The sequence below is a fragment of the Flammeovirga sp. EKP202 genome (assembly GCF_014534745.1).
Lineage (GTDB): Bacteria > Bacteroidota > Bacteroidia > Cytophagales > Flammeovirgaceae > Flammeovirga.
Map to the genome: position 1 here is coordinate 87,419 of NZ_JACVVP010000001.1, position 26,346 is coordinate 113,764.

Sequence of the window (26,346 nt, forward strand, 5' to 3'; positions counted from 1 at the left end):
TGGCATATTTATTCACTTGGTACACCTCTTGTCTATAAGCAAACTGTAAATTTGATATTCAATTTAAAATTAAAATAATAAAATCATGAGTATTACAACCTATAGACCATCAGCAAGAAGATCATTCGTTTCAAACGTAATTAATGCAGTTGAAAAAAGTAGACAATCATTTGTACCTGTGAATATTAAGGAGGATGAAGCTGCATTTTATTTAGAATTAGTAGTTCCAGGTTATAAAAAAGAGTTTTTCTCAATCGATGTTGAAAATAATAGATTGAATATTAACTATAAGCAGCCTAAGGAAGAGAATAAAGTGGAGGAGAAATTCTTGGTGAATGCCTATCAAGTGAGTGATTTTGAGAAAGCATTTAGAATCACTGATTTAATTAAAGTTGAGGCTTTAGAAGCTAAATTTGATGCAGGTATTTTAACAGTAACTTTACCAAAAAGTGAAGAGAAAAAGCCTGTTAAAATTGAAGTAAGATAATTAACCATAATCAAAAACATATTTAGAAAAATGAAACATTCGTTGACAGATTACCCAACAACTTTTATTTCATCACTTATGAGTGACGTTGTGAATGTATTAGATACAGTTAACCCATTAGATGCTCAAGTTCCGATGAATGTAAAAGAGTATGCAGAAGGTTTTACAGTGGAGATTGTCATTCCAGGTATTAAGAAGGAAGATGTAGAGATCGCTATAGAACAAAACAAATTAGTGGTCACTTACAAGCATACTGAAATAGAACAAGAAGGAGTTAAATATTTGAAGAGAGAATTTGTGGGTAAAGATTTCAAAAGATCATTTACGCTACCTAACAATATAAATGTGGAAGGAATTAACGCATCGTATGACGATGGAATTTTATCTGTTGTTCTTCCAAAAAATGCTCCTGCAGAAAAGAAAACAATTGAAATAAGCTAGTCAATAATAAATAATAGTCGTTATCAGATTTCGGATTCTTACTGTGGTGAGTAAGACGGATTCGAGAGAGATAGTTTTAGAGTTCCTTTTTTTAGCCAATCTCATATTTTGAGATTGGCTTTTTCGTTTTAAAATTATACTTCCTCAAGGTCTATTACCTATTATTTATACCAAAGTGTTTTTAATCATTAGCGATTTTGTAACTTGCAACTGATTTTGATTTTTGAAAGATATTTTTCTTAGTATCAAAGCATATTCTAAATTTTTATCTCAGTTTAAATAAGAAGAAGATCATTTTTTTATGAGATACTTTTACACGTTAATCTTAACTTTTTTATTTTCTATGAATGCCTTTGCTCAAGGCGGAAAAACAGAAGTTGAGAAATACACTTACGGGAAACAATTAATAGACCAAGGAAAGTACCAACCTGCTATTGTAGTATTGCAAGACATGATGAGTTTGAAAGGAGCAACATTGCAGCCTTACGCTCTTACATTGATTGGATACGCTTATTATCAGGAAGGAAAATTTGCTGAAGCCCAAAATAATTTAAATAAAGCAATTACAACTTATGCTGATTGGGACGAAAAAGAGCAAGCTAGATATCTTTTAGGGAGTTCTTATTTAAAGACTAAAAAGTATAATGAGAGTTTAAAGTTGTCGAGTGAAATCACTGATGCTCATCTCCAAAAAGAGTATAGTGCAATGATTTATCAAGAATTGAGTACACTTTCTGTAGAAGAGTTGAAGCCAATTTGTGAAGCGAATGATAATGAAGAACTTGCTACTTTGCTGTTCCATAAGCTTTTACAACAGCCGAAAGAAGAAAGAGACGAAGCTTTATTAAATAAGCTTTCTACCAATTTGGGAATCGAAATCAATAAGCATGTTGTTCGAAAATCAGAGAAAAAAGATAAATATACGGTAGCTGTTGTTTTACCTTTCTTTACAGAAACTACTGACGGAGATGCTTTAAGAGTTAAAAACGAATTTGTTTATAATATCTACCAAGGCATTTTAATCGCTCAAGAGTATTTGGTAAAGAGAGAGGTGAACATAGACATCGTGGCTTATGATACCAAAAGAGATACTACTCATTTGAAAGGGTTATTGGAAGACCCAAAAATGATGAACGTTGATCTTATTGTTGGGCCGTTGTATGCAGATATGTTGCCATTGGTAAAGAAGTTCTCTAATGAAACGGGGATTCCGATGGTCAATCCAATTTCAAATAATAGTGCAGTTATTGAAAATACTTCTAATGCCTTTATCGCTTCATCTACACCAGAGACAATTGGTAAAAGTTTAGGAAAGAGACTAAGAGCACAAGAGTTAGTAGCTTTAGAGCAATATCCAGAAGATGATTCTCTAAGAATTCAAGCAGATACGGTACAGACATATGTTGTATTTGGACATTCAACGAAAGAAAAACAGATGGCCGCAGCCTTCAAAGAAGCGTATGAGGCAGAAGGTGGTAAAATTGCAGCTTATCAGGAGTTTGATCCGGTAGATGGATTTACATTACTACAAGAAATGTTTGACCCGTTGGCGTATGATGACTCTTTGGAAGTAGTAAAAGATTCAACTGCTCATGTATTTATTGCAGTTACGAATGAAGTAGAGGCATTAAGTACGGTAAGTGCATTATTGTCATTAGGGACAGTAGCATCTGCTTACGTACCTCAAGAGTGGTTGAAGTACAAGCAATTGAGCTATTCTCAAATGGAGACGGCACAGATCAATATTCTATATCCTAATTGGTTTGACGATGATTCATTCAGAGCCAAAACATTTATCGCTGAATATCAAGAGAAGTTTAATAATCAACCTTCAAGCTTTGTTTATGATGGTTTTGAAACTCTATTTACTTTTGGGTTGATATTGAACGAATATGGAAATGGTTTTGTACAAGATTTAAAAGCAAGTGATCAATTCAGAAAAGGTTATCTGACACCTGCTTACAATTATAAAGATGCTCAAGACAATCAATACGTACCGATTATTCAATTTGTAGATGGTGATTTGAAAAATACGACACCAATTGAAGAAAAGGTAAACTAAGATTGTAAAGATTAAGATAAGAATAAGCAGTTATACAATTAAAATCCAAAACTTCAGATTTTAATTGTATAACTGCTTAAAGCTGTCTGTAAAGCTGATTTTCACTTTACGGACAGCTTTCATAGTTTTAGAAATAATAGAAGAAGAGAAATGCCTTACGCGAATGATGATGATTTCAAGTTTTTTAAAACAGAAGCTTTTAAAAAATATGCTGAAGAAGAAGGTTTAGTAGATTACTTGAAAACATTTATAACAGAAAAGAAATTAGAAGGAATAGAAAAGGTACTTTCTCAAAGAACAAATCATTTTACAGTATTGTTGGAGGAGGTTTTTAAACTTCAAAACGTAGGAGCGATCATAAGAACTTGTGATTGTTTTGGTTTACAAAACCTTCATTTGATTGAGACAGATACAAAGTTTAAGGTTTCATTAAAAACAACAATGGGCTCTGCGAAATGGGTAGATGTCAACACATATGATTCTACCAAAGGAGCCATGCAGACATTAAAATCGAAAGGATATAAATTGGTAGCTACTACACCACATACAGATCTATCTATTGACGATTTGCCAGTGGATGAACCTTTAGCATTGATGTTTGGTAATGAAAGAGAGGGGATTTCTGATGAAGCTTTTGAAATGGCTGATTATAAAGTGAAAATACCAATGTATGGTTTTGCAGAAAGCTTTAATATATCAGTGAGTGCTGCATTGAGTTTGCACACGCTCAGTACAAAGCTTAGAAAACTACCAGAAAGTGAGTGGAAGTTGACTCCAGAAGAGAGAAAATTAATAGAAGCCGCATGGGTGTGTAAATCATTAGATCGTCATGAAACCATTGCGAAGACTTTTAAAAAATAAGATACGATGAATAAAGACTTGAAAATTGTTTTTATGGGAACGCCTGATTTCGCAGTTCCTTCATTAAGAATTTTAGTAGAGAATAATTACAATGTAGTTGGTGTGATTACTGCACCTGATAAACCTTCAGGTAGAGGTAGAAAACTACATATGTCTCCGGTGAAAGAATATGCTTTGGAGGCAGGGTTAAATATTCTTCAGCCTACCAATCTAAAAAATGAAGAGTTTCAAGCGGAATTAAAAGCATTGGAAGTTGATCTTCAAATTGTAGTTGCCTTTAGAATGCTTCCTGAGTCAGTTTGGGATATGCCTCGTATTGGTACATTCAATTTACACGGTTCATTATTGCCGGATTATAGAGGAGCAGCTCCTATCAACTGGGCGATCATCAATGGTGAAAAAGTAACAGGTGTAACGACTTTCTTCTTACAACATGAGATTGACACTGGAGATGTTATTATGCGTGAAGAAGAGCCTATTCTTGAAGAAGATACCGTAGGAGATGTGTATATGAGATTAATGGAGAAAGGTGCTGGTACAGTCTTGAAAACAGTAAAGTTGATTGAGGAAGGAAACTACGCAACAACTCCTCAAGAAATTGTTGGTGAACCGAAACACGCTCCTAAGATCTTTAAGGAAACTTGTAAAGTTGATTTCACTCAACCTACGGAAAAAGTATATAATTTTATAAGAGGATTATCTCCTTATCCAGCAGCTTGGACTGAAATTGAGGGTAAAACCTATAAGCTTTTCAAGGTGTCGAAAGTGATGGATACAGAGGTAGAAGCGAATGATAAAGGGTATGCTACTGATAATAAGAACTATTTCTATATTAAAACAGCTGATGGTTTTATTTCAGTAGATGAATGGCAAATGCAAGGTAAGAAAAGGATGCCTGTTAAAGCATTCTTACTTGGAACGAAATTCGAATAAAAAGAAAATCCCGATCAATTCAATGGTCGGGATTTTTTGATTTATGCCAGTAAAAGAATTCCAATATTTTTAAGTACTACAATACTAGAGTTTATTGAAGTAGCACTTTTAAAGTTTGTAGAACAAATAGTCTTCTACGGCTGTTGCTTTGTCGCTGCAAGAACAATTTCCCTTACATTCACCCCTTGAGGCTGATTGAACGCATACCAAATCGCATTGGCAATATCCTCAGCTTTTAGGATACTTCCCATTTCTTCTTTCCAAGCTTCATAACCATCCTTTATTTCTTGATTGCTCGTATGAGAAAGCAATTCAGTTTCTACAGCTCCAGGAGCAATAGTTACCATTCTTACATTGTCCAATGCTGCTTCTTCTCTAGCATTTTCTGTGATAGCATGTACGCCGAATTTTGTACCACAATAAGCAGCATGATTACCGAAAGTTTTTCTACCTGCAATTGAGCTGATGTTGATAATTGTACCTCCTTTTCTTTCTCTCATTTGAGGTAAAACGATCTGCATACCGTTCAATACTCCCATGATGTTTACATCAAACATTTTTTTCCATTCCTGAGGATCTTGAACCGCAATATCTCCTAAGAGCATCATTCCTGCGTTGTTGACAATAGCTTCAGTTAGACCAAATTGCTCTTCAGCTTCAGTTACGGCAGTTTTGAAAGTATCATAGTCAGTGACATCTACTTTTTTAATCAAAGTATTTGGCAAGTTCAACGCTTCCATTTTTTCGACTCTTCTTCCTAAAAGTAAGAGTGGAAACCCATTGTCAGAAAAGAGTTGAGCAGTGGCGGCACCAATTCCAGAACTAGCACCAGTAATAACGATCAGACCTTTTTTTGTTGATTCCATAATGAGAAGTATTAGATTTATTTATGATTAAATGTGTCTATTATTTGTTGATACAAAGGTGTTTATTCTCTTTTTATCATCAAAATACTATTTTTGTATCGTTATTATAACTATTTATTATGGATGAGAGATTACTCCGTTTTTTTGTGGCGGTATATGAAGAAAAAAATATATCAAGAGCAGCTGAAAAGTGCTTTGTGTCACAACCCAATATATCCAATGGAATCAAGTCATTGGAAGAATTACTAGGGAAAGACCTGTTTGTTCGCCATAAAAAAGGAGTCACTATCAAAGAGGAAGGCCATCAGTTGTATCCAATTGCTAAAAGAATATTGGGAGAACTAAATGAGATTCCTGAATTATTTAAGCATAAAGATTTTAAGCAAAAAGTTGTTCTCGGTATCGCTGACAGTTTACCGCAATCCTTGAAAAAAGAATTTTATTTAGCCATCAATAAAGAAGTAAATACTATAGAGTGGGACATCAGAGCAATTGGTAGAGATTGTGAATTAAATTTGTTAGTCAGAGAATGGAAATTTGATGACCACCTATTCTTGCCTTTATGGAAAGAAGATTACGTTTTGTGTATTCCCAATCAACACCCTTTAAGTCATAAGGAAGAGATCGAAATTACGGATTTACAAGGAGAACCGTTTATTCATTGTCCACCATGTGAAGCCCACCAACAAAGTTTATCAATCCTTAATGATTTAGGAGGCAAATGGAAAACTGTAGCCAATTGTGCGACCAAGAATGATGTACTTACTTTGTTGATTGCCGGTTTGGGTATAACTTTTCTTCCAGAGTCTTTTGTAAAAGAATGGGAGGGATTTCAGATCAAAAAGTATAAAGGACCAATTTCTTATAGAGAAGTAGGTTTGTCTTATCCCAAAGACAGTTTAAGAAACCCAGCTGTTGCTCAAATCATTCAACTATTTTCAAATAATGAATTACTCTGAAAGTCAAATAAACAGACAAAATGAACGAACTTTTAAAGCAAAATATTAATAAGCATGTACAGTTTTCAGCCTCTGAATTAGAAGAATTTTGTAAGTATTTTCAGCTCAAAACCTTCAAGAAAAAAGAACACCTTTTGAAACAGGGTGATGTTTGTAAGTTTGAAGGATTTGTACTGAATGGTTGTTTTCGAATTTTTACTTTAGATCAAAAAGGAAGTGACAATACACTGTATTTTGCAGCAAGAGATTGGTGGTTGATGGATAATGATAGTTTTATGCATCAAAACCCTTCCCACTTGAACATGCAAGCTTTGGAAGATAGTGAAGTACTCATGATCAACAGAACTGATAAATTGATGCTTTATGAAAAATTACCGATCGTCGAGAAGCTTTTTAGAGTGATGTCTCAAAAAGCGTTGGTGGCTTGGCAACGCCGATTGATCAGAAATCATTGTGAAACAGCAAAAGAACGTTATCAAAACTTTTTATCTACTTACCCTAGTATTGCCTCAAAAATCACCGATAAACAAATGGCAAGTTACCTTGGGATCACACATGAGTTTTTAAGTAAGATCAAAAAACAATAATTTTTACAAAGAGTTGAACTAGTTCAATTTTTTTCTGAAAACAGTTTGTGAATTTTGTATTTGAATTCACAAATACGTTTTTAAGATGTACAAACTATTATTTTTTATAACTATCACTCTTTTCAGTTCAAACTTCACTTATGCTCAAAATGCATATGATATCACTGATGAAGAGGCGTTGAGGATTATTCTAGCAGCCAAACAAAAAGCAAAGGAATCCAATGTTTTAGTCAATATTGCAGTAACGGATGCAGGGGCTAACCTGAAGGCGTTTATCCGTATGGATGAATCTTATTTGGGGAGCATTGATGTAGCGATTAAAAAAGCCAAAACTGCCAGATATTTCAATATTGATACTGGAGATTTGGGAGAGTTAACGCAGCCGGGAGGTATTATTTATAATATTGAACATTCCAATGGAGGTTTGATAACTTTTCCAGGAGGCATTCCAATCAGAAATAAGGATAATGTAATTATTGGAGCTATTGGTGTAAGTGGCGGAACGATTGAGCAGGATAGAGCTATTGCGATTGCAGGAGCAAATACTATTTTGCAGTAAACATTAGAAAAACTATACTATGAAATTTTTATTCAACTACTTTTTTATTGTCTTTTTATTCCAAACTGCCTATGCTCAAGAGGATAGTTTGAGGTTAGTAAGACAAGATTTTAAAGGGATTTCAGCAAAAAATACAGTAACAGTTACTTCCTATAAAAAAGGAGATAAAGACTTTGTATATGTTGGAGGTTTTGGAAACATTGATGTCTTTGAACTAAACTCAGAAGGGCAATTAACTCCTATCAGTAACCATGAATTGCACAAACAAAAGGGACCTGCAAGGGGAATGGTAGCAGATAATATTCGTGGAACGGATTTTCTTTTTGTTGCCAATAAATATGGAAACGCTGTAGAAACATTTAAAATCTTAGAAAGCGGGTCTATCGAAAGAGTGGCAATCACTGAAGATACTGATGAAACGTTTATTGGAGTAGCGATCACACTACAGGTGGTTCATATGAAAAAAGCATCTTACCTTTTTGTTGGTGGATTAGAAGAAACTCCAGGTTTGAGTTGCTATAAGATTCAAAACGATGGTAAACTTTCTCATGTACAATCATTGAAAGATAATGATGTTGTGCATACAGATGGTATCATTGGAATGTTTACGCATCAAATCAACGGTAAAACCTATTTATATACAGGGGGTTTTCAGGACAATGGCATCAGTAGTTTTAGAGTTTATGAAAATGGAACATTTAAAAACATCAATAACATTAGTGATAATGAAACTAATCGTTATTTGACAGGAACTTACCCTGTAACTGGAGTTCAGTTGGGGGAAAACTATTATATAATTGCCGGACACCGACACCATAAATATTATAAGCGTAAGGGCTTTATTAAGAACACCGATTTTGTATATCACGGTGATGGTGTGACAGTATTTAAAATTGATAAAAAAGGAGCGTTAGTACCTCATTTTGTATTAAAAGATACTGAAAATACACGACTTAAAGGGCAGACAAGAATTGAAGTAGTTTCAACGAGTGATCATGAAGCGATCTTGGCAATTGGAACAAGAGATGATGAAAGTATTCAACTTTGTCAACTTAATCAGGAGGGTATTTTAAAACCTATCAATTATTTAGAAACAGGTTTTTCTATCTATTATGGTTTAAGAGCACATGAGCTAAATAATCAACAATTTTTGATTGCAGGATCTTTCCGATTTGACCTTGGAAAGGTGGTGACTTACAAGATAGCTCCTAATGTAAAGAGAGAAAATCAGCAGATTAAACATATTGTAAGTTTGAAATTCAAAGAAGGTACACCGCAAGATCAAATTGATTTAGCACTGAAAACATTCGAGGATTTAAAGACACATATTCCAGCTATCACACATCTTGAATGGGGATTAAATGACAGTACAGAAGGCATGAGTAAAGGTTTTACACACTGTTTTACATTGATATTTGATGATGAGTCTGCAAGAGAAATCTATTTATTTCACAAAGCTCATTTGGAATTGGTGAAAATAGTAGGCCCTATCATAGATGATGTATTTGTAATTGATTATTGGACAGAAAAACAAAATTATGAGCTTGAAAAATAAAAAAGCCATTATCACTGGCGGAGGAAGAGGTTTAGGGAAAGCAACTGCAATTGCATTGGCTAAAGAGGGAATTGATGTTGGAATTACAGGCAGAAATGAAGAAGTCTTAAAAGCGACGACAAAAGAATTACAGGCGTTAGGAGTGAATGCAACTTATGCAGTTTTTGATGTTTCAGTTTACGAAGAAGTAAAAACGAATATCAAAAAATTGATTGAAGCGTTAGGCACCGTAGACATTCTTGTCAACAATGCAGGAATAGCAAGTATCGGTTCATTTAACGAAATGGAAGTTTCAGAATGGGAGAGAACCATTCAAACCAACGTAATGGGCTTGTACTATGTCACCAAAGAAGTACTTCCCTATTTAATTGAAAAAAATGAAGGAGATATCTTCAATGTGGCATCAACGGCAGGGTTGAACGGCAATGCGAATATATCAGCTTATTCGGCTTCTAAGTTTGCAGTAATAGGACTTTCTGAATCCTTAATGAAAGAAGTAAGGAAAAATAATATCCGAGTAATTACTCTTACACCGAGTACAATTGAAACAGATATGACAAAAGACTTGGGAATGATAGCCGGAGAGGATTCAGAAGAGCGAGTTTTACAACCAGAAGATTTTGCAGAATTGATTTCATCAGCGTTAAAACTACCAAGAAGAGCAATGCTAAAAAGTGCGGCATTATGGTCAACTAACCCAGGTTAGTCACCAATTTTTGAATAGTTTTTAAGGAGTGCTTCTTAGGTTTGTTAAGTTGATCGATTTCTTTACCCTGCGACGTTATAGCCTACAAAGAACACTCCTTTTTTAGCATAAAAAAGCCCCGAAAAATGACTAAAAAAGCTTTTCTCGGGGTGTTTGTTGTTCAGTTGATATTATCTTAATAAACGAACTACAGGGTAAATCATCGCTGCAGTTCCGTTAGTGATAAACTTTCTAATATTCTGACGAGCTTCGTTTACATCATCTATTTTTGGAAGTTCCACTGGAGACATTCTAAGAAGCTTATCAGACACTTCTGTAAATACACTTGTGGTAGCTTCTTTTGCATTAATTGCTGTTGATGAAATGGTATCAACAGGTTCATTGACAAGTTCCTTAGAAGTACTAAATACTTTTGATGAAGTATCTTTAATAAAACGGTGTGATTCATCTACTAAGCTATCCGCTTGAGAAGTAACACTGTCAATCGTTTCATATGTTTTCTCATAGGCCATATCCTTGAAGGTCTTACCATTGCTCACCAAAGATGTCACAACCTCTTGCGTGTTGATAAAAGTACTTTCTACTAACTCCTTCGTACTTGATAATACTTTTTTAGTCGTTTCCTCAACACTATCTATAGCAGCATCAGATAAGCTTTTTGCTTCAGTAATCAATCTTCCAGCAGCATCTTCTGTCTGATCAAAAATTGCAGAGGCTTTTTCATTGGCAGTAGTGGCTGAAGATTTAGAGAAAGTTGAAGCTTCCTTAATGACTTCATGTGATTTTAGTACAGTCTTTTCTAAAACTTCCTCAACTTTAGAGTCCGCTTTATCAGTGGCTTCAATGACTTTTTCCTGACCAGTATGAATGGTTTCTTTTGCCTTTTCTTCTACTTTTTCTTGGGCATCCTCTACCATTTTTGTAGCGGTAGAAATCCCTTCATTTACTGTTTCTGTAATTTTTTCAACAACATCAGAGGCCGTTGTTTGAACCGTTTCGTTCACTTTTTCTTCCGTTTCTGGAGGTGTTACATTTTCTGTTGCGGAAGTAGTTTCTTTTTTCGCTGTAGTGGAAGCCTTACTAGCGGTGCGGCTAGTGGTACTACGGGTAGAGGGCTTTTTTCTTTGCTGTGCCATAGTATTTATGAGGTTATTATCAATAATTCTTTTTTTAAGAAAAAATGGACATATCAAGTGTTATTTTTTCATTCATATAGTAAATATACATATGAATGATTGTTTATTCACTATTTTTTGAAAAAATTATGATGCTAATGAATTGACAAAGAGACTTTTGATTAGTATTGCGTTTTGATTGTTCTTCTATAAAAAAGTACTCAGAAGAAATGCATTGTATCATTTTTCCTGAGTACTTATTGGAATTCTTATTTTCTAGTTAGAAGCAACAACATTCGGGTTGTGCTCTTCTTCGAAATTATTCAAACTCTTCGTTTTACCGAAAAGCTCTTTTGATTTATTATTATAAGCCTCAGCTGCGCTTTCAGCAGAAGGGAACAAACCAAGGTCATATCTTTCTCCTTTAGAGTAAAGTACCGCACGGTAAGTCTTTTTACTCACTTTCACTACACCTCTGTAGCCTGTTTTGTTATGATGGTGTTTTTGATTTCTTCTTAATTCAGCCATAGTAGCCCAACCAAGGTTCTTCTCTCTACAATCCAGAGGATTTCCATTCATAATTCTTACGAATAATCTTCTCTCTGAGTCATGTTTTGGTACAAACTTCTCAGCGACTAACTTATGAAGGTAAATGGTAACATTCTTATATCCTCCATTAGGTTTTGGAAAGTTTTTTTGAAAGAATACGTATCCACTAGCGTGTAAACGTAGATTTTCTAAAAGATTTAATTGTTTGTAATACTCGTTGTTTTCAATGAACTCATAAGCCGCACTAGATAATAGTACATGCTCATCAGCATTCTTAAGCTTGATCTTGTAAAGCATTTTCTTAATTGGTTTTAGATAGTAAGTAATTTAATTTAAGATAGTATGTACAGTAAAATCACGTAAGCACACTAACTTATTTTGTTAAGTGTTTTTATCTAGAATGAAGTATGGTGCTATGACAAATGACTTTGTTATAGCTTTAGCAAGTTGTAAATGTTTTAGTATCTAATGGTTTTTAGCATTTCTAGAATCAGTACTCCACCAAAATGAGTTGAAAGTAATTTTGATGAAGTACTAAGTTCCGTTTAAATTGATAGACTAAATTTACTACCAACTTCTTCTAAGTCTTTTATAACAGGAGACAACAAAGGAATACCCTCTGTTAATCTTTCATGTTCAATTTCTCTTTCTGGATCACCCGGAATCAGCACTCTTTCCTGCCCTTCAACTGTTTCAGCACTTTTGAAGCGTCTGATCCAGTTATCCATATGTGATTTAAATTCCTCTTTAGGTCTAAATCCATCTACTCTCATGGCACCAAAGAAATGTCCTAATCCTTCTCCAACAGGATCTTCAGGCAATGGTAAGAAGCTTACAAAAGGAGGAGCCCATGGGCCATATCCAGCACCTGATAATACAGAAGATAAAATATCAACCATACTTCCAAGGCAATATCCTTTGTGGCTACTTCTAATTCTATCACCGCCTAATGGCAATAATGCACCACCATTTTTCAATTCACCAGCATTCGTAGATGACAATCCTTCTTTATCTTGGATCCAGCCTACAGGAGCATCTTCTTGTTTTCTCTGAAGAATTTCCAACTTTCCGTTAGCGGCTGTTGTTGTAGCAAAATCCGCAACATAAGGAGGCTCTTCTCCAGCAGGAATTGCCATAGCAATTGGGTTGGTACCTAATAATCTTTCTTTAGAGAAAGTAGGTGCCACCAATGGGCTAGCATTGGTCATAGACATACCAATCATGTCATGTTCCAAAGCCATCATAGCATGATATCCTGCAATACCGTAGTGGTTTGAGTTTTTAACTGATACCCAACCCGTACCTACGTTTTCAGCTTTATCAATAGCAATTTGCATTGCTTGTGGAGCCACCACTAAACCTAATCCAGCATCACCATCTACAGTAGCTGTACTTGGTGTTTCATGGATTATTTTAATATTGGGGGTAGGGTTGATTCTCCCTGCTTCCCATAGTCTTACATATCCAATCAAACGAGCAACGCCGTGTGAGTCCACACCTCTTAAATCAGCAGATAATAAAACATTAGCAGCTAAATCCGCATCCTTCTCAGGGCAGCCCATTGCTAGAAAAACGTTTTTACTAAAAGTAAGAAGAGTTTTGTAGGGAACTAAATTAATTGCCGTTGTCATGTATTAGTATTTTTATAAGTAGAACTATTAGTCTAGTTTAATTAAGTACAAACGTAATGTAGAATTTTTGATACCTTGTATTTTGAAAAACTTGATTTTCTACTTTTGGTATTATTTTAATTACTTACAAATTTACCAACTTTAGATAAACCTACAAATAGCTTAAAATGCTATATGGTTCAAATTTTAACATGTTTAGTAAATTGATTTTGAAGAGATGAAGGTGAGTATACTTATTGCTGCTAGAAATGAGGGAGTTACGATTAGATCTTGCCTTGAAAGTTTAATTTCTCAAAATGTTAATAACAATGTATGTGTTGATATTTTAATAGGTAACGATGCTTCAGAAGATAATACTGAAGAGATTATTGCTGAATTTGAAAAGAAATTTGACAACATTAATGTATTTAATGTTCCTCAAAATAGAGCTTTGAAAGGAAAGGTCAATGTACTTGATTATTTAAGCTTACAAACTGAAGCAGAGTACTTTCTTTTTGCTGATGCAGATGTTGTTTATCCTTCGACATGGGTGCAAAACATGCTCAATTCACTAATTTCTGCAGACATTGTGACTGGTGTGACAATTGTTGAAGAAGGAAACTATTGGTCTAATTATCAAAGGTTGGATTGGATGTTAGCCTTAAAGTTGATTCAAATTTTAGCGGAAATAGGTATACCAATCACGGCTATGGGAAACAATTTAGGGATTAGAAAGTCCATGTTTGATAAAGTGGGCGGAATGAGAAATATTCCTTTTTCAGTAGCAGAAGATTTTGCATTATTCAGAGAAGTAGTGAATAAAGGAGGAACGTTTAAACAGCTTTTTTCCAGTGAAGTTTTAGCCGTAACTCAGCCTGTTGTTACTTTTAGTAATTGGTTACATCAACGCTGGAGGTGGATGCAAGGAGCAAAAAAGATACAGTTTTCTCTTAAAATACTGAATTACCTCAATATCATTTTTTATCCTTTATTAATACTTTTAGGTGTGTTTTTTAACGAATTATTGTGGTTAATCCCTGTTTTTTATCTTGTTAAATCAGTAACAGTGATTGCAATACAGCGAGAATTGAAGTTGAAAATACAATGGAAAGCGAGTTTCTTATTTGATATAATGCATCTCGTTACCTACAATTCATTACTCCTGTATGGTATCAGAGAACCCAAGGTACATTGGAAAGGAAGGGTTTATAAATCTGAATAGATGACAATTTATATCTGTATTCTCTTAACTTTGCGGAAATTATTTCATTTCTATACTTAATTAAGATGAAAAAGAATAAGTGCGTATTCTTGGATAGAGACGGAGTCTTGAATAAAGACTATGTGGATTATGCTTACACTTTAGAAAAGTTTGAGGTGCTTCCAGGAGTTGCAGAAGCTTTGCAAAAGTTAAAAGATGCCGGTTTTAAGTTAGTGATCTTAACAAATCAATCTGGTATTGTAAAAGGAATCTATAAGAAAGAAGATGTATATATCTGTCATGATGCATTGCAGAAAGAATGTAACAATGCTATTGATGACATGTTCTACGCACCTTTACATGAAAAATGGTCCAATTCATTGAGTCGTAAGCCAGGTACTTTGATGTTCGAAAGAGCTATTTACAAGTACGATGCAGACATGGAAAACACTTGGATGATTGGAGACAAGGAAAGAGATTTAATCCCTGCTGAAAAGGTAGGAATCAAATATAGAATTCAAGTTGACAACCCAATGGTAGAAAATTCTGTAGCAACACATTACGCTAAGAATTTACTTGAGGCTGTTGATAAGATCATTTTAACTGATCAATAAAAATAAGGGCGTTGCTGATGTAACGCCCTTATTTTTTTACCAGATACTTACCACTTTGTGGCAAGGTAGTGGCACAATTCTTCAATATATTTTTGATCTACATCATCAAACGTAGCCAATTGATCACTATCAATATCCAAAACAGCAACGACTTCATCGTTGACGATAACAGGGGCCACAATTTCAGACTTGGAAGCAGAACTACAAGCAATGTGTCCCGGAAAAGCTTCAACATCATCGACTACATATGTTTTTGCTTCAGCCCAAGTAGTGCCACAAACTCCTTTTCCTTTTTTAATTCTTGTACAGGCAATTGGTCCTTGGAATGGTCCCAATACTAATTCATTATTTTTAACCAAGTAGAACCCAATCCATAAGTGGTCAAAAGCTTCTTTAAGCACCGCACAAGTATTGGATAAATTGGCGATTAAGTCTGTTTCAATAGAAGTCAGTCCTTTAATTTGAGGAAGAATACTTTCGTACAGTTCCGTCTTATTACCGTTGTCCGGTAAGAATAATTCTTCTGCCATGATTTATGTATTTATTGAGGTGAGTATGTCTAATTTTCGAAAGAAGAAAATGAAAACGCAAAATTACAGTATTGAGGACAGATAAAAAACTTTCGTTGAATTATGACTATCACTGTATTGTACATTTATATTTTTTATACATTTATAGTTGAATTTTTCATAGAATAAATACTGAAAGTAACCTCAACGCGAAAGAATGAAAATTACTCCTTTAAAGATAATTCAGATATTAGTATATGTAGCTTTAATGCTAGGTTTGGTATTGATGATGTCTCCAGAAGAAATTGAGATTTTTGGGACAACGATTCGTATTCCTTCCACTGAAGATGTTTTACCCGAAAGCATGATTGCAGAAAAAGAAAAGGAGGAAGTGGAAGTCGAAGAGTATGAAGAGGACGATTCCATGACAGTGGATATGGAAAGTATTTCAGATGAATCATCATGGACACCTGTTGAAGAAAAACCACTAAAAGTAAGAACTCCCAAGGGAGCCGTAGCAATTGAATATCCTGAAAATAATCCTCATTGTTTAGATCATTTTTTTAAGGGGTTAACTTCTATTTCAGAAGAAGGAAAATTGATAAGAGTTTTACATTATGGCGATTCTCAATTGGAAGGAGATAGAATGACGGAACAGCTGAGAAGAAATCTACAAGAGCAGTTTGGTGGTTGCGGCGTTGGTTTAGTACCAGTGATGGAACAAAAAAATAGAAGAACGACATTAGCCCAAACTTACTCTGATAACTGGGAACAGTTTTTATGTTTTGGACCAAAGAAATACAGAGGTAAACATAATGATTATGGTTTCTTTGGAAAGTATTATTCTTATGAAGGGACAGAGGCACAGTTGTCTTTTGAGCCAGCTCCTTATTCAAAAAGCACACATAAACAATTTGAACTGTTTAATATTTACTTAAGAAATACAGTAGCCGATGTAGAACTGGGGTATAGCATGAATGGTGTAGAAGGCAGTACCATAGGAATTGAAGCTGATTCTGAAAGCAAAAAAATAAAATTACCAATATCAGGAGCACTAGGGACATTGGAGGTCTCTTTTACAGCAGATGCATCACCTGAGGTGTATGGAGTAAGCTTTGATTGTAATACAGGTATTGCAGTCGATAATATTCCAATGAGAGGATCATCAGGAACAGATTTTACAAAAGTGAGTCGTAAACACTTTAAAACTTTACTTTCAACGCTAAATTCTGAACTTTTAATCTTACAATTTGGTGTAAATGTAGTACCGCAAGAGGTCAAGAATTATAAGTTTTATGAGCGTTTGTTAGTCAAACAACTAAAATACTTTAAAGAAGTGGCACCAGAGATGAGTATTCTAATTGTGGGAGTGTCAGATATGGCTCGAAAAGAAGGAGGGAAAATGGAATCTTATCCTAACATTGATGCTATTAGAGCGGCAGAGAGAAGAGCAGCAAAACAAGCAGGAGTAGCTTATTGGGACTTATACTTGGCCATGGGCGGAAAAAACTCGATTGTGAAATGGGCTGATAAAAAGCCAGCCTGGGCAGGTAAAGATTACACGCACTTTACAAGAAAGGGAGCGAATCACATCGGTGATATGTTGTATAATGAGTTAGTTAGGGAGTATCAGCGTTACAAAAACAGAAATAATTCCAATGGAATCACAAAATAGAAAACGGCCGTGGAAGCGGTATATTTTTTTTAGTGTAAAAGCCGTTTTTACGCTATTATTTCTATGTGGACATTCAGCTCCTACCGCAGTTACTTCAACAAAGAAACCTTTTGAAGTATACGATTTTATAAGAATGGATTTAAACACCATTCAAGTTTTCAATGATTCTACTTTATTAGACTCCTTTTTTGATAAGCTATCAGAATTAGAAGAAGGAAATCAAAAGCAAGTTGAGGTTTTACATATTGGGGATTCACATATACAAGCTGATTTTTTCTCAGGATGGGTGAGAGAAAAGTTTTATGAAGATGCACGATTCCCAATGCTCAGTAGAGGATTTTTCTTTCCCTATAAAGCCGCAAAAACAAACAATCCTTATAATTTTTCAGTATCTAAAATAGGCGAATGGGAAGGAAAAAGAGCTTCGATCAGTTATCATAAGAGTAATTGGGGGGTAGCTGCAATTTCAGCTCGAACCACAGAGTCATTTGCAGCACTTACCATCAATGTCGGGATTGATTCGTTGCATCCTTATCAAGGAAATAAAATTGAAGTCTACTATCCAACCGATGATATAACACAGTTCACGCCTGTGGTAATGCCGTTGGAACCCGCAAAATTGATCAAAAAAGAAGTCGTAAATGGAAAAGTCACTTTCCTTTTTGATCAGCCGATTTCAAAATTTAGGTTTTCTTTTGAAAAAGAAAATGCATCACAAAATAAATTTATATTAAGAGGTTTTGGTGTCTATGATCAACATCAAGGTGGCCTTTCTTATAGTTCATCTGGTGTAAACGGTGCTAAGGTCACTTCTTATTTAAGATGTAAGGCGATTCAAGAAGATATTCTAGCGATTCATCCTGATTTATTAATTATTTCATTAGGAACTAACGACGCTTTTCACTCTCCATTTAATAAAAATGCTTTTGTTGAAAAGTACACAAAGTTGATTCAAGATATCAGAAAATCAATTCCAGATTTACCAATCATACTTACCACACCTGGAGATAATTTTAGGAAGTCGAAATATCTCAATCGAGATAATGCAGTTGCGACAAAGGCCATGTATCAAATTGCCGAGACCAATAATGTAGCTATTTGGGATTTCTATCATGTTATGGGAGGGCTTTCTTCAATAGAACAATGGAGTGCTCTTTCAATGACTTCAAAAGACAGAGTACACTTAAGTCGAATCGGTTATCAATACCAAGGAGAGTTATTTTATAGGGCATTAATGAATTATTATAATACGTATTAAATTAATGCGTATATATAACTTCGTTAAATATAAAATGAATATTCATTCATTTACCTTTATTAAAATAATTCAATTATTATATTCTTTCCTCTTTTTATTATAAAACAAAACATAGGCGGTTTACATTAAATTCATATTTAGCAAGTGTTAAATGTTATGAATGAATATTCATTTGTAGTTAAACGTAATAATTACAAATATTATGTTGCATTTTTTTTATAACAAATGTGAATATATCTATTAAAACAACTATAAGTGTTAAATATACGTGGTATTTTTTATGAATTGTTTGCACTTTGCGGAGAGTAAACCTATAATTGTTCAGAAAAATTTGTTATGCATACATAACATTTGTTCATCTGATTGTAATATCGAAGACAACACTTAGTCTGGAAATTATCAATTTTTATAAAATCTATTTTACTTAATGAAACTTAGAAATTTACTGTTATCATTGGCAGCAGTATGCATTGCTCAAGCATCTTTTGCTAATGGCTTCCAGGTGCTTTTACAAGGTACAAAGCAAACTGGACGTGGTAATGTTGGCGTGGGCTATGGCCCCGACGCATCAAGCTTATTTTTTAATCCGGGAGCGCTCTCGTTTTTAGAAAGTACTCAAATCCAAGTAGGGTTTAGTCCAGTAATGTCAAATATTTCATACAGAGGTCTTGAAGGATCACAGAAATACCAATCTACTTCACCAATGGGAACGCCTTTTCATGCATATGGTGTGTATAGACCGTCAGCAGAGTCTCCTTGGGCGTTTGGTTTAGGGATTTTCACTCCTTTTGGATCAACAGTAACATATGATCATGACTGGACAGGTAGATACTCTTTACAAGAAATTTCATTGCAGTCTATTTATATTCAGCCTACAGTTTCTTACAGAATCGGTGAAAAAGTATCAGTAGGTGCAGGTCTAGATATCGTGACGGGTAGTGTTGTTTTCCAAAAATCAAACACAGCTCCAGGTGGAGATATCAATTCAAAAATTGAAGGTAACACTTTACAATATGCATTTAATGTAGGTGTTTTTGCTCAGTTAAATGAAAAATTATCCCTTGGTGTGAACTACCGTTCGGGAGTTGACATGAAAGTAGAAGGCGGAGATGCCACATTCAATGTACCAAACGCATACATTGCTGGAGTACTTGGAATGGCAGAAGGTGTAAACACGGATAAATTCAATGCTACATTGCCTTTACCTCAAACTATAGCAATTGGTGTAGGTTATAAAGTGACTGACAAGTTAGCTTTAGCTTTAGACTTTAACTATGTAGGTTGGAGTGTATATGAGGCATTAGAGGTTGAATTTGAAGAATTCTCAGCAAATAACATCAGTTTTGATAGAAATTGGCAAGACTCATACATTATCAATTTTGGAGCTGAATACAACGCATTGGACGATTTAGTAGTTAGAGCAGGTATTTACTATGACACTACGCCTGTTAGAGATGGTTATATGACACCAGAGTCACCAGATGCTAACACAATAGGTTTAACTGTGGGTGCAAGTTATAACATTGGTGATCATTTTTCTATTGATGCCGCTTTCCTTTACAATACAAAAGAGCAAAGAGAGAACGTAATTCCTGACGGTGTGAATACAGGAGCTCTTAATGGAGTTTATAAAGCATCAGCGATGATTCCTAGTATTGCAGTGAACTATAAATTCTAATTACTAATCCAATCAATTTTTTAAGAAACATGACATTTAAAAGATATAGATCATTAATTACTGCAGGGGTATTTGCTGTACTGATGGCTTGTAAGCCGGAAGTAGATGACTTTTCTCCTTCAGGTGGTTCTCATAATGGAACTGCAATTGATTACACTACCTATGTAGCACTTGGTAATTCATTAACAGCAGGTGTTTCAGATGGTGCATGGCTTTCATCTTCTCAGGTAAATGCCTATCCTCAACTTATCGCCAATAGTTTACAACAAGCAGGTTTAGGAGCTTCAGGTTTTAATCAACCTTTGATCTCCCATTCAGGAAATGAATATTTTGGACAGCCACTTATTTTGACTAACGAAGGTCCTTGTTTCACTTGTACACAACCTGTTGTTCCTACATCTAACATTTATGCAGAGCATGGAGGTTTTCACAACATGGCTGTTTCTGGAATGAAGGCAATTGAGGTAAACAATCCTGCATTAGCTGCAGGCTTGTATGGGTATTTTGCTAGTCAGCCAGGTGTATCTACAGTATTGACAGATGTAATTGCACTTGATCCAACATTTTATACAATGTGGTTGGGGGCAAACGATGTACTTGGTTACGCACAGTCTGGAGGAGCATTAGGTAGCGAAGCAATTACTCCACAAGAGGATTATGAAGCAGCGATTTCATTAGTTTTAGATGCAATGGATGACAAAGGTGCTAAAGGTGCGATCTTAAATATTCCAGATATTACTGAGGCTGCATTATTTAATTTTATTGCATCAGATTTAGAGGGTGTTTTACAATTAGCAGGTCAAGAATTATCAGAACCGGTTTTAGGTCTTGTAAACGGTTTTATGGATGAAGCAATTGGAGGTGTTAAGAATCCTACAATTACTGAATTGGTAACACCAAGCATTGATATTGGAAATGGAACAATGATCAATGCAGTGGCAGGAATTGTAGCACAGATTCAGGGTAGTGTAGGAGACCCTACATATGTACCAAAAGCAGCGGAGATTGCAACAGCAATTGTTTATGCAGGTGCTTATGCTGAAGCCATTGAAGGTGGAGCAAATGACGAAATGGCTCAGGCAATAGCTAATGCCTATGTTGCAAGTGCTGAAGGACAAGCTGCTATCAGCCTTTTAGTAGGTATTGGAATTGATGCATCATGGGCAACTTCATCAGTAGAAGAAGCTATTGCATCTTCTGATACATATATGAAGTCAAATGGTAGCTACCCTGTATTTACGATGGAATCGAATCAAATGCCAGTATATGACGAAACATCTCCAACTCAAATGAGACAAACAGCAGTGGGTAGTAAGTTCACGCTTTTAGCTCAAGGTAAAGTGTCGGCTCTTGTAAACGTGATTACAGGTGGAGGAAGTCTTCCAGATGATTTAAAAGAGGTATTACCAGTTCCAACTGCAGGCGAAGCATTATTGGCGGATGATGTAAAAAAAGTACAAGATGCTGTAGAAGGATATAATACCTTCTTAAAGGAGCAAGCAGATGCAAGAGGTTTAGCTTATGTAGATACTAAATCAATTATGAGTGAAGCAGCACAAACTGGGATCATTATTGATGGAGTAACCTATACTACAGCTTATTTAAGTGGTAACTTATTCTCTTTAGATGGAGCTCATTTAACGCAAAGAGGATATGCAATCATTGGTAATCTTACAATTCAAGCGATCAATGCAAAATACAATGCTAGAATCCCTCAAATTCAACAAAATGATTTCCCTGTTGTAGAAACAACGCCTGTTACGCCAGCACCAGCAGGATCTAACTAGAATAAAAAACTCAATTATAGGTAAGCCACCTTTCTTTTATTAAGAGAGGTGGCTTTTTTTGTCTAGTATTTTTGTAAGTTTACTCCTTGAAAGTTGTGCGAATCACTGAAATAGTTCCAAAACCTATTATTTTTGTGTCAACATAAGCAATCTCATTTTCACAAACCAACAGCAAAATACTTTAATAGTTAAATGGCAAAACACAAAATAGTCGAAAAGTTATTAAACTTAAGAAGAGTTCACCTCTCCGATAGGAATTTTATTCTTATTGTTAGTAGTATGGTGGGGATAGCTTCAGGTTTAGCGGCTGTTCTATTAAAGCTGTCTGTGCATCATATTCATGAGCATCTAACGCATTATAGTTTTGGAGATAATTGGGGATTATTATTATTTCCAATTATTGGTTTGATTATCACGACTTTAATTGCAAAATCACTTTACAAAGAGAGTAGTGTTGGGCATGCCATTACGGATATCCTTCATGACATTTTTAAGAATAATAGTAACATTGGGAAAAGTAAAATGTATTCCAGATTTGTTACTTCTATGTTCACTGTAGGTTTTGGTGGTTCAGTAGGACTAGAGTCTCCGATTGTATTGACAGGAGGTGCGATAGGTTCCAATATGGCTCAATCCTTTCTTCTGGATTATAAGACCAAGACGTTGATGATTGGTTGTGGTACCGCTGGTGTTATCTCAGCGATATTCAATGCACCAGTTACAGGGTTGATATTTAGTATAGAAGTGATTTTGACAGGTGTATCTGTTGCGAACTTTGTACCTTTATTAATTTCATCTGTAAGTGCAGCAATTGTATCTTCATTAATTGTAGGTGAAGAAGTACTATTCTCCTTTAAAATCACAGATGACTTTCAGGCTCAAAACATTCCTTTCTTTATCATATTAGGTATTTTGGCAGGGCTAATGTCTATCTATTTTAATCAGACATTGCACCAAATGGAGCACTTGATGGAGGAAAAATTTCCAAATAGATATAGAAGAGCACTATTTGGTGGTATTCTATTATCAGTGACTATTTTTATTTTCCCTCCTATTTATGGTGAAGGTTATGAGTCAATCAAAGCATTATTAAACGGTCAAGAACATCACCTTTTACAGAGAGCAGAATTATTTGAAAGCATTATTCCTAATACAAAAGCTTGGTTATTCTTAGCTTATATCATTATGATTTTATTTGCTAAAGTAATTGCAGCCTCTCTAACACTTTCATCTGGGGGTAGTGGTGGTACATTTGGTCCCGCCTTAGTAATTGGAGGATTAACAGGTTTTGCTTTTGCTCGATTAGTAAATCTTTTAGGCTTTGCCAATCTTCATGAATCCCATTTTATTCTGGTAGGAATGAGCGGTGTTTTATGTGGAGTCGTTTATGCACCATTGACAGCTATTTTCTTAATTGCTGAAATTACGGGTGGATATACGCTATTTGTACCTTTGATGTTGGTTTCAGCTATCGCTTATACTACTGTAAGTGTTGTTAATCCAGATGCACCACACGTAAGTACATTAAAGGCAAGGGGTGACTATTTAAAAGGAGATAGAGATATGCAGGTCTTGGACCGCTTGAATATTAATAAACTTATTGAAACGAACTTTGTTACTGTACAAGTAAGAGGGTATTTGAGTGACTTGGTAAAAGCCATTAGTGTCAGTCAAAGGTCTGTTTTTCCAGTGGTTGATAAAGAAGGGAAGCTTAGGGGAATAATAACTCTTGATCAGGTAAGAGAAATCATGTTCGATCAAGAGCAACAGGAAAAAGTGAAAATTGCGAATGTCATGATGCAGCCACCTAGTATTGTTTATTATGGTGAAAGAATGCAGAGTGTGATGCAAAAATTTGAAAAAGAAGACGCTTGGAATTTACCAGTAATAGATCAAGACAAAAAATATGTAGGTATGGTCTCCAAATCTAGAATATTTAGTGTCTATAGAAAGCAACTTCAAAGATTGAATAAAGAATGGGTAGGTAATTAATCAACAGCAATTGATTGATTAACCATGTAATTCTAAAGAAAAAATAGTGATGAGCGAGTTTGAATTATATCTAACAAAAAAACGAATAGATCATAAAATTTTTAAGGAATCTGAGCCAGAAAGATACCAGGAATGGGAATCGCTGTTTATGATGGTACATCCTAAAAGTTTTACACAGCAAAAGCTATTTTTAATCAATCAAATTAGAAGAAGGTATTGGCTAGCAGAGGCAGTTAAGGTTGAAACTCCTAAGCCAAAACCAAAGGCAGCTCCAATTAAAAAAGTGGTGAAAGAGGAAGTGCCTTCTGATGAAACTACAGCAAAACCTAAACCTAAGTTTAGACCTAAGGTAAAACCAAAAGCGACATCATCATCGAACTCAGAGGAAGAAACCAAAGAGGTTAAAAAAGTTGCTAGACCTGTTGTCAAAAGAAAATCAACAGCGGAAGGTGAAGTTACTCCCCCTAAAAAAGCAGCTCGTCTAGTGATGAAGAAAAAGTCACCAGAAGAAGAGGTTCCATCTAAGCCTGCACGTCCGGTCTTTAAGCGTAAACCGGCATCAGAGAATACAGAAAGTTCTGATGAAGCGACTCCAAAAAAGGCAGCTCGTCCAGTGATGAAGAAAAAGTCATCGGAAGAAGAGGTTCCATCTAAGCCTGCACGCCCGGTCTTTAAGCGTAAACCGGCATCAGAGAGTACAGAAAGTTCTGATGAAGGGACACCTAAAAAAGCAGCTCGTCCGGTGATGAAGAAAAAATCATCGGAAGAAGAGGTTCCATCTAAACCTGCACGTCCTGTCTTTAAGCGTAAACCGGCATCAGAGAGTACAGAAAGTTCTGATGAAGCGACACCAAAAAAAGCAGCTCGTCCAGTGATGAAGAAAAAATCATCGGAAGAAGATTTTCCATCTAAACCTGCACGTCCGGTCTTTAAGCGTAAATCGGCATCAGAAAGTGCTAAGCCTGAAGCTACACCAGAATCAGAATCAACGGAACCTAAAAAAGTAAGGCCAGTAATGAAAAAGGAGCCTGAAGCAGAAAATACTACTGAAGCTCCTAAGAAAAGAGTTAGACCTGTTTTTAAACCTAAAAAGAAAGACGACTCAGAGTAAAGGTTTTAATGCTTTTATTACATTTTTTGCTAAAATTTTAGCCCCTTCTTCGTTGGGGTGAATACCATCTTCTTGATTTAAGGAAGGTTCACCTGCTACATTTTCAAGTAAAAAATGAAGAAGGAATGTATTTTTATTACTTGAAACAGTAGGATATATTTTTTGAAAAGCATCAAAATAGTCTTTTCCCATATTGGGAGGAGGAACTATACCCGCTAAAAGAATTTTACAATCCGGATTACTTGCTCTTACCTTATCAATAATACTTTCCAGGTTTTGCTGACTATTTTCGGGTGAAATACCTCTAAGAGCATCATTACCTCCTAGTGCCAAAACAAAAATATCAGGTTTATTTTGGCCTAAAATCCAATCAACTCTTTCATTTCCACCCGCCGTTGTTTCTCCACTTAACCCGGCATTAATGCAATGGTAATTGATGTCTAAGCTATCAAATTCTCTTTGAATAACAGAAGGGAAAGCAGCTTCTTTTTCTAGCCCATATCCTGCTGTAAGACTATTTCCAAAAAAAATAATGTTCTTTCTGTTTACTTCAGGGCTAGAATCTTTTTGTACTTCAACTTTTACAGTTTTTGAATTTTCTTGCTTCTGATCAGTTGAATTACAACTTAAAAACAAAGCGTACATTAAAAAATGGAAGATTAAAAATGTGTTTAATTTCATGATTTCTTGCAGATGTATTTTCAGTAAAAGTAATGATGAGTTTCTAGAAGAATAAACTCTTAAATTACAATTAGCTATTTGACCTTTAAACCTAATTTTATTTCCAATACAATGCAAAAAGATTTTAAAATCCATAAAGTATTGTCGTATTGGGCACTTCGAATTGTACCTTCTGTAATCTTACTTCAATCTTTACTTTACAAATTCGGAGATGATGCCGAGTCCGTTTATATTTTTACAATTACAGGCTTAGGAGACGACATACGTTTGTTAATGGCTGTATTTGAATTTATCGCAGCATTTTTTCTAGTTTACCCTCCATTGTCTAAGGAAGGGGCAAGGCTTTCGGTTGCTATCACTTCTTTCTTGCTGATGGTTCATCTATTTATTGTTGGGGTAGATTTACCCGTAGAAGGTGGATATTCGGAAGGATTGCAATTATTTGGTATGACCTTAGTCGCTTTTTTAACTTCGTTGTTGGTTTTAGAGCAAGAAGTAGAAGGGCAAAGAACATATAAGAAACAGTTGACTTAAAATAAACTTACGCTTA

The 26,346-nt window shown here is 35.1% G+C and carries 25 protein-coding genes; 19 read left to right on the top strand and 6 right to left on the bottom strand.

Annotation, left to right across the window (positions count from 1 at the left end):
• The first annotated feature begins 85 nt into the window (after window positions 1-85).
• The 5 genes from IC221_RS00365 (at window position 86) to fmt (ending at window position 4,784) form a co-directional block, all read left to right on the top strand.
• Window positions 86-487, top strand: coding sequence for an Hsp20/alpha crystallin family protein (locus IC221_RS00365; RefSeq protein ID WP_188167075.1), 402 nt, complete (start codon window positions 86-88; stop codon window positions 485-487).
• Between the two features lie 30 nt (window positions 488-517).
• Window positions 518-928, top strand: a complete 411-nt coding sequence (locus IC221_RS00370; RefSeq protein WP_188167076.1) for an Hsp20/alpha crystallin family protein — start codon at window positions 518-520, stop codon at window positions 926-928.
• Between the two features lie 301 nt (window positions 929-1,229).
• On the top strand, window positions 1,230-2,990 hold the full coding sequence (locus IC221_RS00375; RefSeq protein WP_188167077.1) for an ABC transporter substrate-binding protein: 1,761 nt from the start codon (window positions 1,230-1,232) through the stop codon (window positions 2,988-2,990).
• A gap of 150 nt (window positions 2,991-3,140) precedes the next feature.
• Window positions 3,141-3,851, top strand: coding sequence for an RNA methyltransferase (locus IC221_RS00380; RefSeq protein WP_188167078.1), 711 nt, complete (start codon window positions 3,141-3,143; stop codon window positions 3,849-3,851).
• A gap of 6 nt (window positions 3,852-3,857) precedes the next feature.
• Complete coding sequence (gene fmt, locus IC221_RS00385) at window positions 3,858-4,784, top strand: methionyl-tRNA formyltransferase (protein WP_188167079.1); 927 nt, start codon at window positions 3,858-3,860, stop codon at window positions 4,782-4,784.
• Between the two features lie 134 nt (window positions 4,785-4,918).
• On the opposite strand, the gene IC221_RS00390 is transcribed toward fmt, so the two are convergent.
• Complete coding sequence (locus IC221_RS00390) at window positions 4,919-5,650, bottom strand: SDR family oxidoreductase (protein WP_188167080.1); 732 nt, start codon at window positions 5,648-5,650, stop codon at window positions 4,919-4,921.
• 119 nt (window positions 5,651-5,769) lie between these two features.
• Between IC221_RS00390 and IC221_RS00395 the strand changes: the two genes are divergently transcribed.
• The 5 genes from IC221_RS00395 to IC221_RS00415 all read left to right on the top strand — a co-directional run bounded on the left by IC221_RS00395 (window position 5,770) and on the right by IC221_RS00415 (window position 10,016).
• Window positions 5,770-6,609, top strand: a complete 840-nt coding sequence (locus IC221_RS00395) for a LysR family transcriptional regulator (protein ID WP_188167081.1) — start codon at window positions 5,770-5,772, stop codon at window positions 6,607-6,609.
• A 20-nt stretch (window positions 6,610-6,629) separates the two neighbouring features.
• Window positions 6,630-7,196 (top strand): Crp/Fnr family transcriptional regulator, encoded by a 567-nt coding sequence (locus IC221_RS00400; protein WP_188167082.1) that lies wholly within the window; start codon window positions 6,630-6,632, stop codon window positions 7,194-7,196.
• An 85-nt stretch (window positions 7,197-7,281) separates the two neighbouring features.
• Window positions 7,282-7,755, top strand: a complete 474-nt coding sequence (locus IC221_RS00405; protein WP_044210295.1) for a heme-binding protein — start codon at window positions 7,282-7,284, stop codon at window positions 7,753-7,755.
• 19 nt (window positions 7,756-7,774) lie between these two features.
• Window positions 7,775-9,310: a Dabb family protein gene (locus IC221_RS00410; protein WP_188167083.1), complete on the top strand. Its 1,536-nt coding sequence runs from the start codon at window positions 7,775-7,777 to the stop codon at window positions 9,308-9,310.
• Window positions 9,294-10,016 carry a 3-ketoacyl-ACP reductase gene (locus tag IC221_RS00415; RefSeq protein ID WP_223241246.1) on the top strand — a complete coding sequence of 241 codons (723 nt, stop codon included), beginning with the start codon at window positions 9,294-9,296 and terminating at the stop codon, window positions 10,014-10,016. Before IC221_RS00410 ends, IC221_RS00415 begins: the two co-directional genes overlap by 17 nt.
• Before the next feature lie 170 nt (window positions 10,017-10,186).
• Here the strand turns inward: IC221_RS00415 and IC221_RS00420 are convergent, their stop codons facing one another.
• The 3 genes from IC221_RS00420 to IC221_RS00430 form a co-directional block, all read right to left on the bottom strand.
• Window positions 10,187-11,152 (bottom strand): hypothetical protein, encoded by a 966-nt coding sequence (locus IC221_RS00420; RefSeq protein ID WP_188167084.1) that lies wholly within the window; start codon window positions 11,150-11,152, stop codon window positions 10,187-10,189.
• 255 nt (window positions 11,153-11,407) lie between these two features.
• Window positions 11,408-11,977: a Pathogenesis-related transcriptional factor and ERF protein gene (locus IC221_RS00425; RefSeq protein ID WP_188167085.1), complete on the bottom strand. Its 570-nt coding sequence runs from the start codon at window positions 11,975-11,977 to the stop codon at window positions 11,408-11,410.
• A gap of 248 nt (window positions 11,978-12,225) precedes the next feature.
• Complete coding sequence (locus tag IC221_RS00430; RefSeq protein ID WP_044210287.1) at window positions 12,226-13,311, bottom strand: Ldh family oxidoreductase; 1,086 nt, start codon at window positions 13,309-13,311, stop codon at window positions 12,226-12,228.
• A gap of 223 nt (window positions 13,312-13,534) precedes the next feature.
• Here IC221_RS00430 and IC221_RS00435 point away from each other — a divergent pair, with 223 nt between their 5' ends.
• Both IC221_RS00435 and IC221_RS00440 read left to right on the top strand, forming a co-directional pair.
• Entirely contained in the window at window positions 13,535-14,512 is a 978-nt protein-coding gene (locus tag IC221_RS00435; protein WP_188167086.1) for a glycosyltransferase, read from the top strand.
• Window positions 14,513-14,577: 65 nt separating this feature from the next.
• Window positions 14,578-15,105, top strand: coding sequence for an HAD-IIIA family hydrolase (locus IC221_RS00440; RefSeq protein ID WP_188167087.1), 528 nt, complete (start codon window positions 14,578-14,580; stop codon window positions 15,103-15,105).
• A 47-nt stretch (window positions 15,106-15,152) separates the two neighbouring features.
• Here the strand turns inward: IC221_RS00440 and IC221_RS00445 are convergent, their stop codons facing one another.
• Window positions 15,153-15,635, bottom strand: coding sequence for a GAF domain-containing protein (locus IC221_RS00445; protein ID WP_188167088.1), 483 nt, complete (start codon window positions 15,633-15,635; stop codon window positions 15,153-15,155).
• Window positions 15,636-15,831: 196 nt separating this feature from the next.
• Between IC221_RS00445 and IC221_RS00450 the strand changes: the two genes are divergently transcribed.
• From IC221_RS00450 to IC221_RS00475, 6 genes are all read left to right on the top strand, one after another.
• Entirely contained in the window at window positions 15,832-17,289 is a 1,458-nt protein-coding gene (locus IC221_RS00450) for a hypothetical protein (protein ID WP_188167089.1), read from the top strand.
• Window positions 17,273-18,547 carry a GDSL-type esterase/lipase family protein gene (locus IC221_RS00455; protein WP_188167090.1) on the top strand — a complete coding sequence of 425 codons (1,275 nt, stop codon included), beginning with the start codon at window positions 17,273-17,275 and terminating at the stop codon, window positions 18,545-18,547. Before IC221_RS00450 ends, IC221_RS00455 begins: the two co-directional genes overlap by 17 nt.
• 427 nt (window positions 18,548-18,974) lie before the next feature.
• On the top strand, window positions 18,975-20,225 hold the full coding sequence (locus IC221_RS00460; protein WP_188167091.1) for an OmpP1/FadL family transporter: 1,251 nt from the start codon (window positions 18,975-18,977) through the stop codon (window positions 20,223-20,225).
• Window positions 20,226-20,254: 29 nt separating this feature from the next.
• Complete coding sequence (locus IC221_RS00465) at window positions 20,255-22,012, top strand: hypothetical protein (protein WP_188167092.1); 1,758 nt, start codon at window positions 20,255-20,257, stop codon at window positions 22,010-22,012.
• Between the two features lie 192 nt (window positions 22,013-22,204).
• Window positions 22,205-24,004, top strand: coding sequence for a chloride channel protein (locus IC221_RS00470; RefSeq protein ID WP_188167093.1), 1,800 nt, complete (start codon window positions 22,205-22,207; stop codon window positions 24,002-24,004).
• Window positions 24,005-24,053: 49 nt separating this feature from the next.
• Window positions 24,054-25,115 (top strand): hypothetical protein, encoded by a 1,062-nt coding sequence (locus IC221_RS00475; RefSeq protein ID WP_188167217.1) that lies wholly within the window; start codon window positions 24,054-24,056, stop codon window positions 25,113-25,115.
• On the opposite strand, the gene IC221_RS00480 is transcribed toward IC221_RS00475, so the two are convergent.
• A complete protein-coding gene (locus IC221_RS00480; protein ID WP_223241248.1) occupies window positions 25,107-25,931 on the bottom strand; it encodes an arylesterase in 825 nt (274 codons plus the stop codon). The genes IC221_RS00475 and IC221_RS00480 overlap by 9 nt on opposite strands.
• Between IC221_RS00480 and IC221_RS00485 the strand changes: the two genes are divergently transcribed.
• Window positions 25,908-26,330, top strand: a complete 423-nt coding sequence (locus IC221_RS00485) for a hypothetical protein (RefSeq protein ID WP_188167094.1) — start codon at window positions 25,908-25,910, stop codon at window positions 26,328-26,330. The genes IC221_RS00480 and IC221_RS00485 overlap by 24 nt on opposite strands.
• Window positions 26,331-26,346: the final 16 nt, after the last annotated feature.

Coding starts and splice junctions, on each gene's coding strand:
- IC221_RS00365 (WP_188167075.1), top strand. CDS start 86: ATGAGTATTACAACCTATAGACCATCAGCAAGAAGATCATTCGTTTCA.
- IC221_RS00370 (WP_188167076.1), top strand. CDS start 518: ATGAAACATTCGTTGACAGATTACCCAACAACTTTTATTTCATCACTT.
- IC221_RS00375 (WP_188167077.1), top strand. CDS start 1,230: ATGAGATACTTTTACACGTTAATCTTAACTTTTTTATTTTCTATGAAT.
- IC221_RS00380 (WP_188167078.1), top strand. CDS start 3,141: ATGCCTTACGCGAATGATGATGATTTCAAGTTTTTTAAAACAGAAGCT.
- fmt (WP_188167079.1), top strand. CDS start 3,858: ATGAATAAAGACTTGAAAATTGTTTTTATGGGAACGCCTGATTTCGCA.
- IC221_RS00390 (WP_188167080.1), bottom strand. CDS start 5,650: ATGGAATCAACAAAAAAAGGTCTGATCGTTATTACTGGTGCTAGTTCT.
- IC221_RS00395 (WP_188167081.1), top strand. CDS start 5,770: ATGGATGAGAGATTACTCCGTTTTTTTGTGGCGGTATATGAAGAAAAA.
- IC221_RS00400 (WP_188167082.1), top strand. CDS start 6,630: ATGAACGAACTTTTAAAGCAAAATATTAATAAGCATGTACAGTTTTCA.
- IC221_RS00405 (WP_044210295.1), top strand. CDS start 7,282: ATGTACAAACTATTATTTTTTATAACTATCACTCTTTTCAGTTCAAAC.
- IC221_RS00410 (WP_188167083.1), top strand. CDS start 7,775: ATGAAATTTTTATTCAACTACTTTTTTATTGTCTTTTTATTCCAAACT.
- IC221_RS00415 (WP_223241246.1), top strand. CDS start 9,294: ATGAGCTTGAAAAATAAAAAAGCCATTATCACTGGCGGAGGAAGAGGT.
- IC221_RS00420 (WP_188167084.1), bottom strand. CDS start 11,152: ATGGCACAGCAAAGAAAAAAGCCCTCTACCCGTAGTACCACTAGCCGC.
- IC221_RS00425 (WP_188167085.1), bottom strand. CDS start 11,977: ATGCTTTACAAGATCAAGCTTAAGAATGCTGATGAGCATGTACTATTA.
- IC221_RS00430 (WP_044210287.1), bottom strand. CDS start 13,311: ATGACAACGGCAATTAATTTAGTTCCCTACAAAACTCTTCTTACTTTT.
- IC221_RS00440 (WP_188167087.1), top strand. CDS start 14,578: ATGAAAAAGAATAAGTGCGTATTCTTGGATAGAGACGGAGTCTTGAAT.
- IC221_RS00445 (WP_188167088.1), bottom strand. CDS start 15,635: ATGGCAGAAGAATTATTCTTACCGGACAACGGTAATAAGACGGAACTG.
- IC221_RS00450 (WP_188167089.1), top strand. CDS start 15,832: ATGAAAATTACTCCTTTAAAGATAATTCAGATATTAGTATATGTAGCT.
- IC221_RS00455 (WP_188167090.1), top strand. CDS start 17,273: ATGGAATCACAAAATAGAAAACGGCCGTGGAAGCGGTATATTTTTTTT.
- IC221_RS00460 (WP_188167091.1), top strand. CDS start 18,975: ATGAAACTTAGAAATTTACTGTTATCATTGGCAGCAGTATGCATTGCT.
- IC221_RS00465 (WP_188167092.1), top strand. CDS start 20,255: ATGACATTTAAAAGATATAGATCATTAATTACTGCAGGGGTATTTGCT.
- IC221_RS00470 (WP_188167093.1), top strand. CDS start 22,205: ATGGCAAAACACAAAATAGTCGAAAAGTTATTAAACTTAAGAAGAGTT.
- IC221_RS00475 (WP_188167217.1), top strand. CDS start 24,054: ATGAGCGAGTTTGAATTATATCTAACAAAAAAACGAATAGATCATAAA.
- IC221_RS00485 (WP_188167094.1), top strand. CDS start 25,908: ATGCAAAAAGATTTTAAAATCCATAAAGTATTGTCGTATTGGGCACTT.
- IC221_RS00480 (WP_223241248.1), bottom strand. CDS start 25,931: ATGGATTTTAAAATCTTTTTGCATTGTATTGGAAATAAAATTAGGTTT.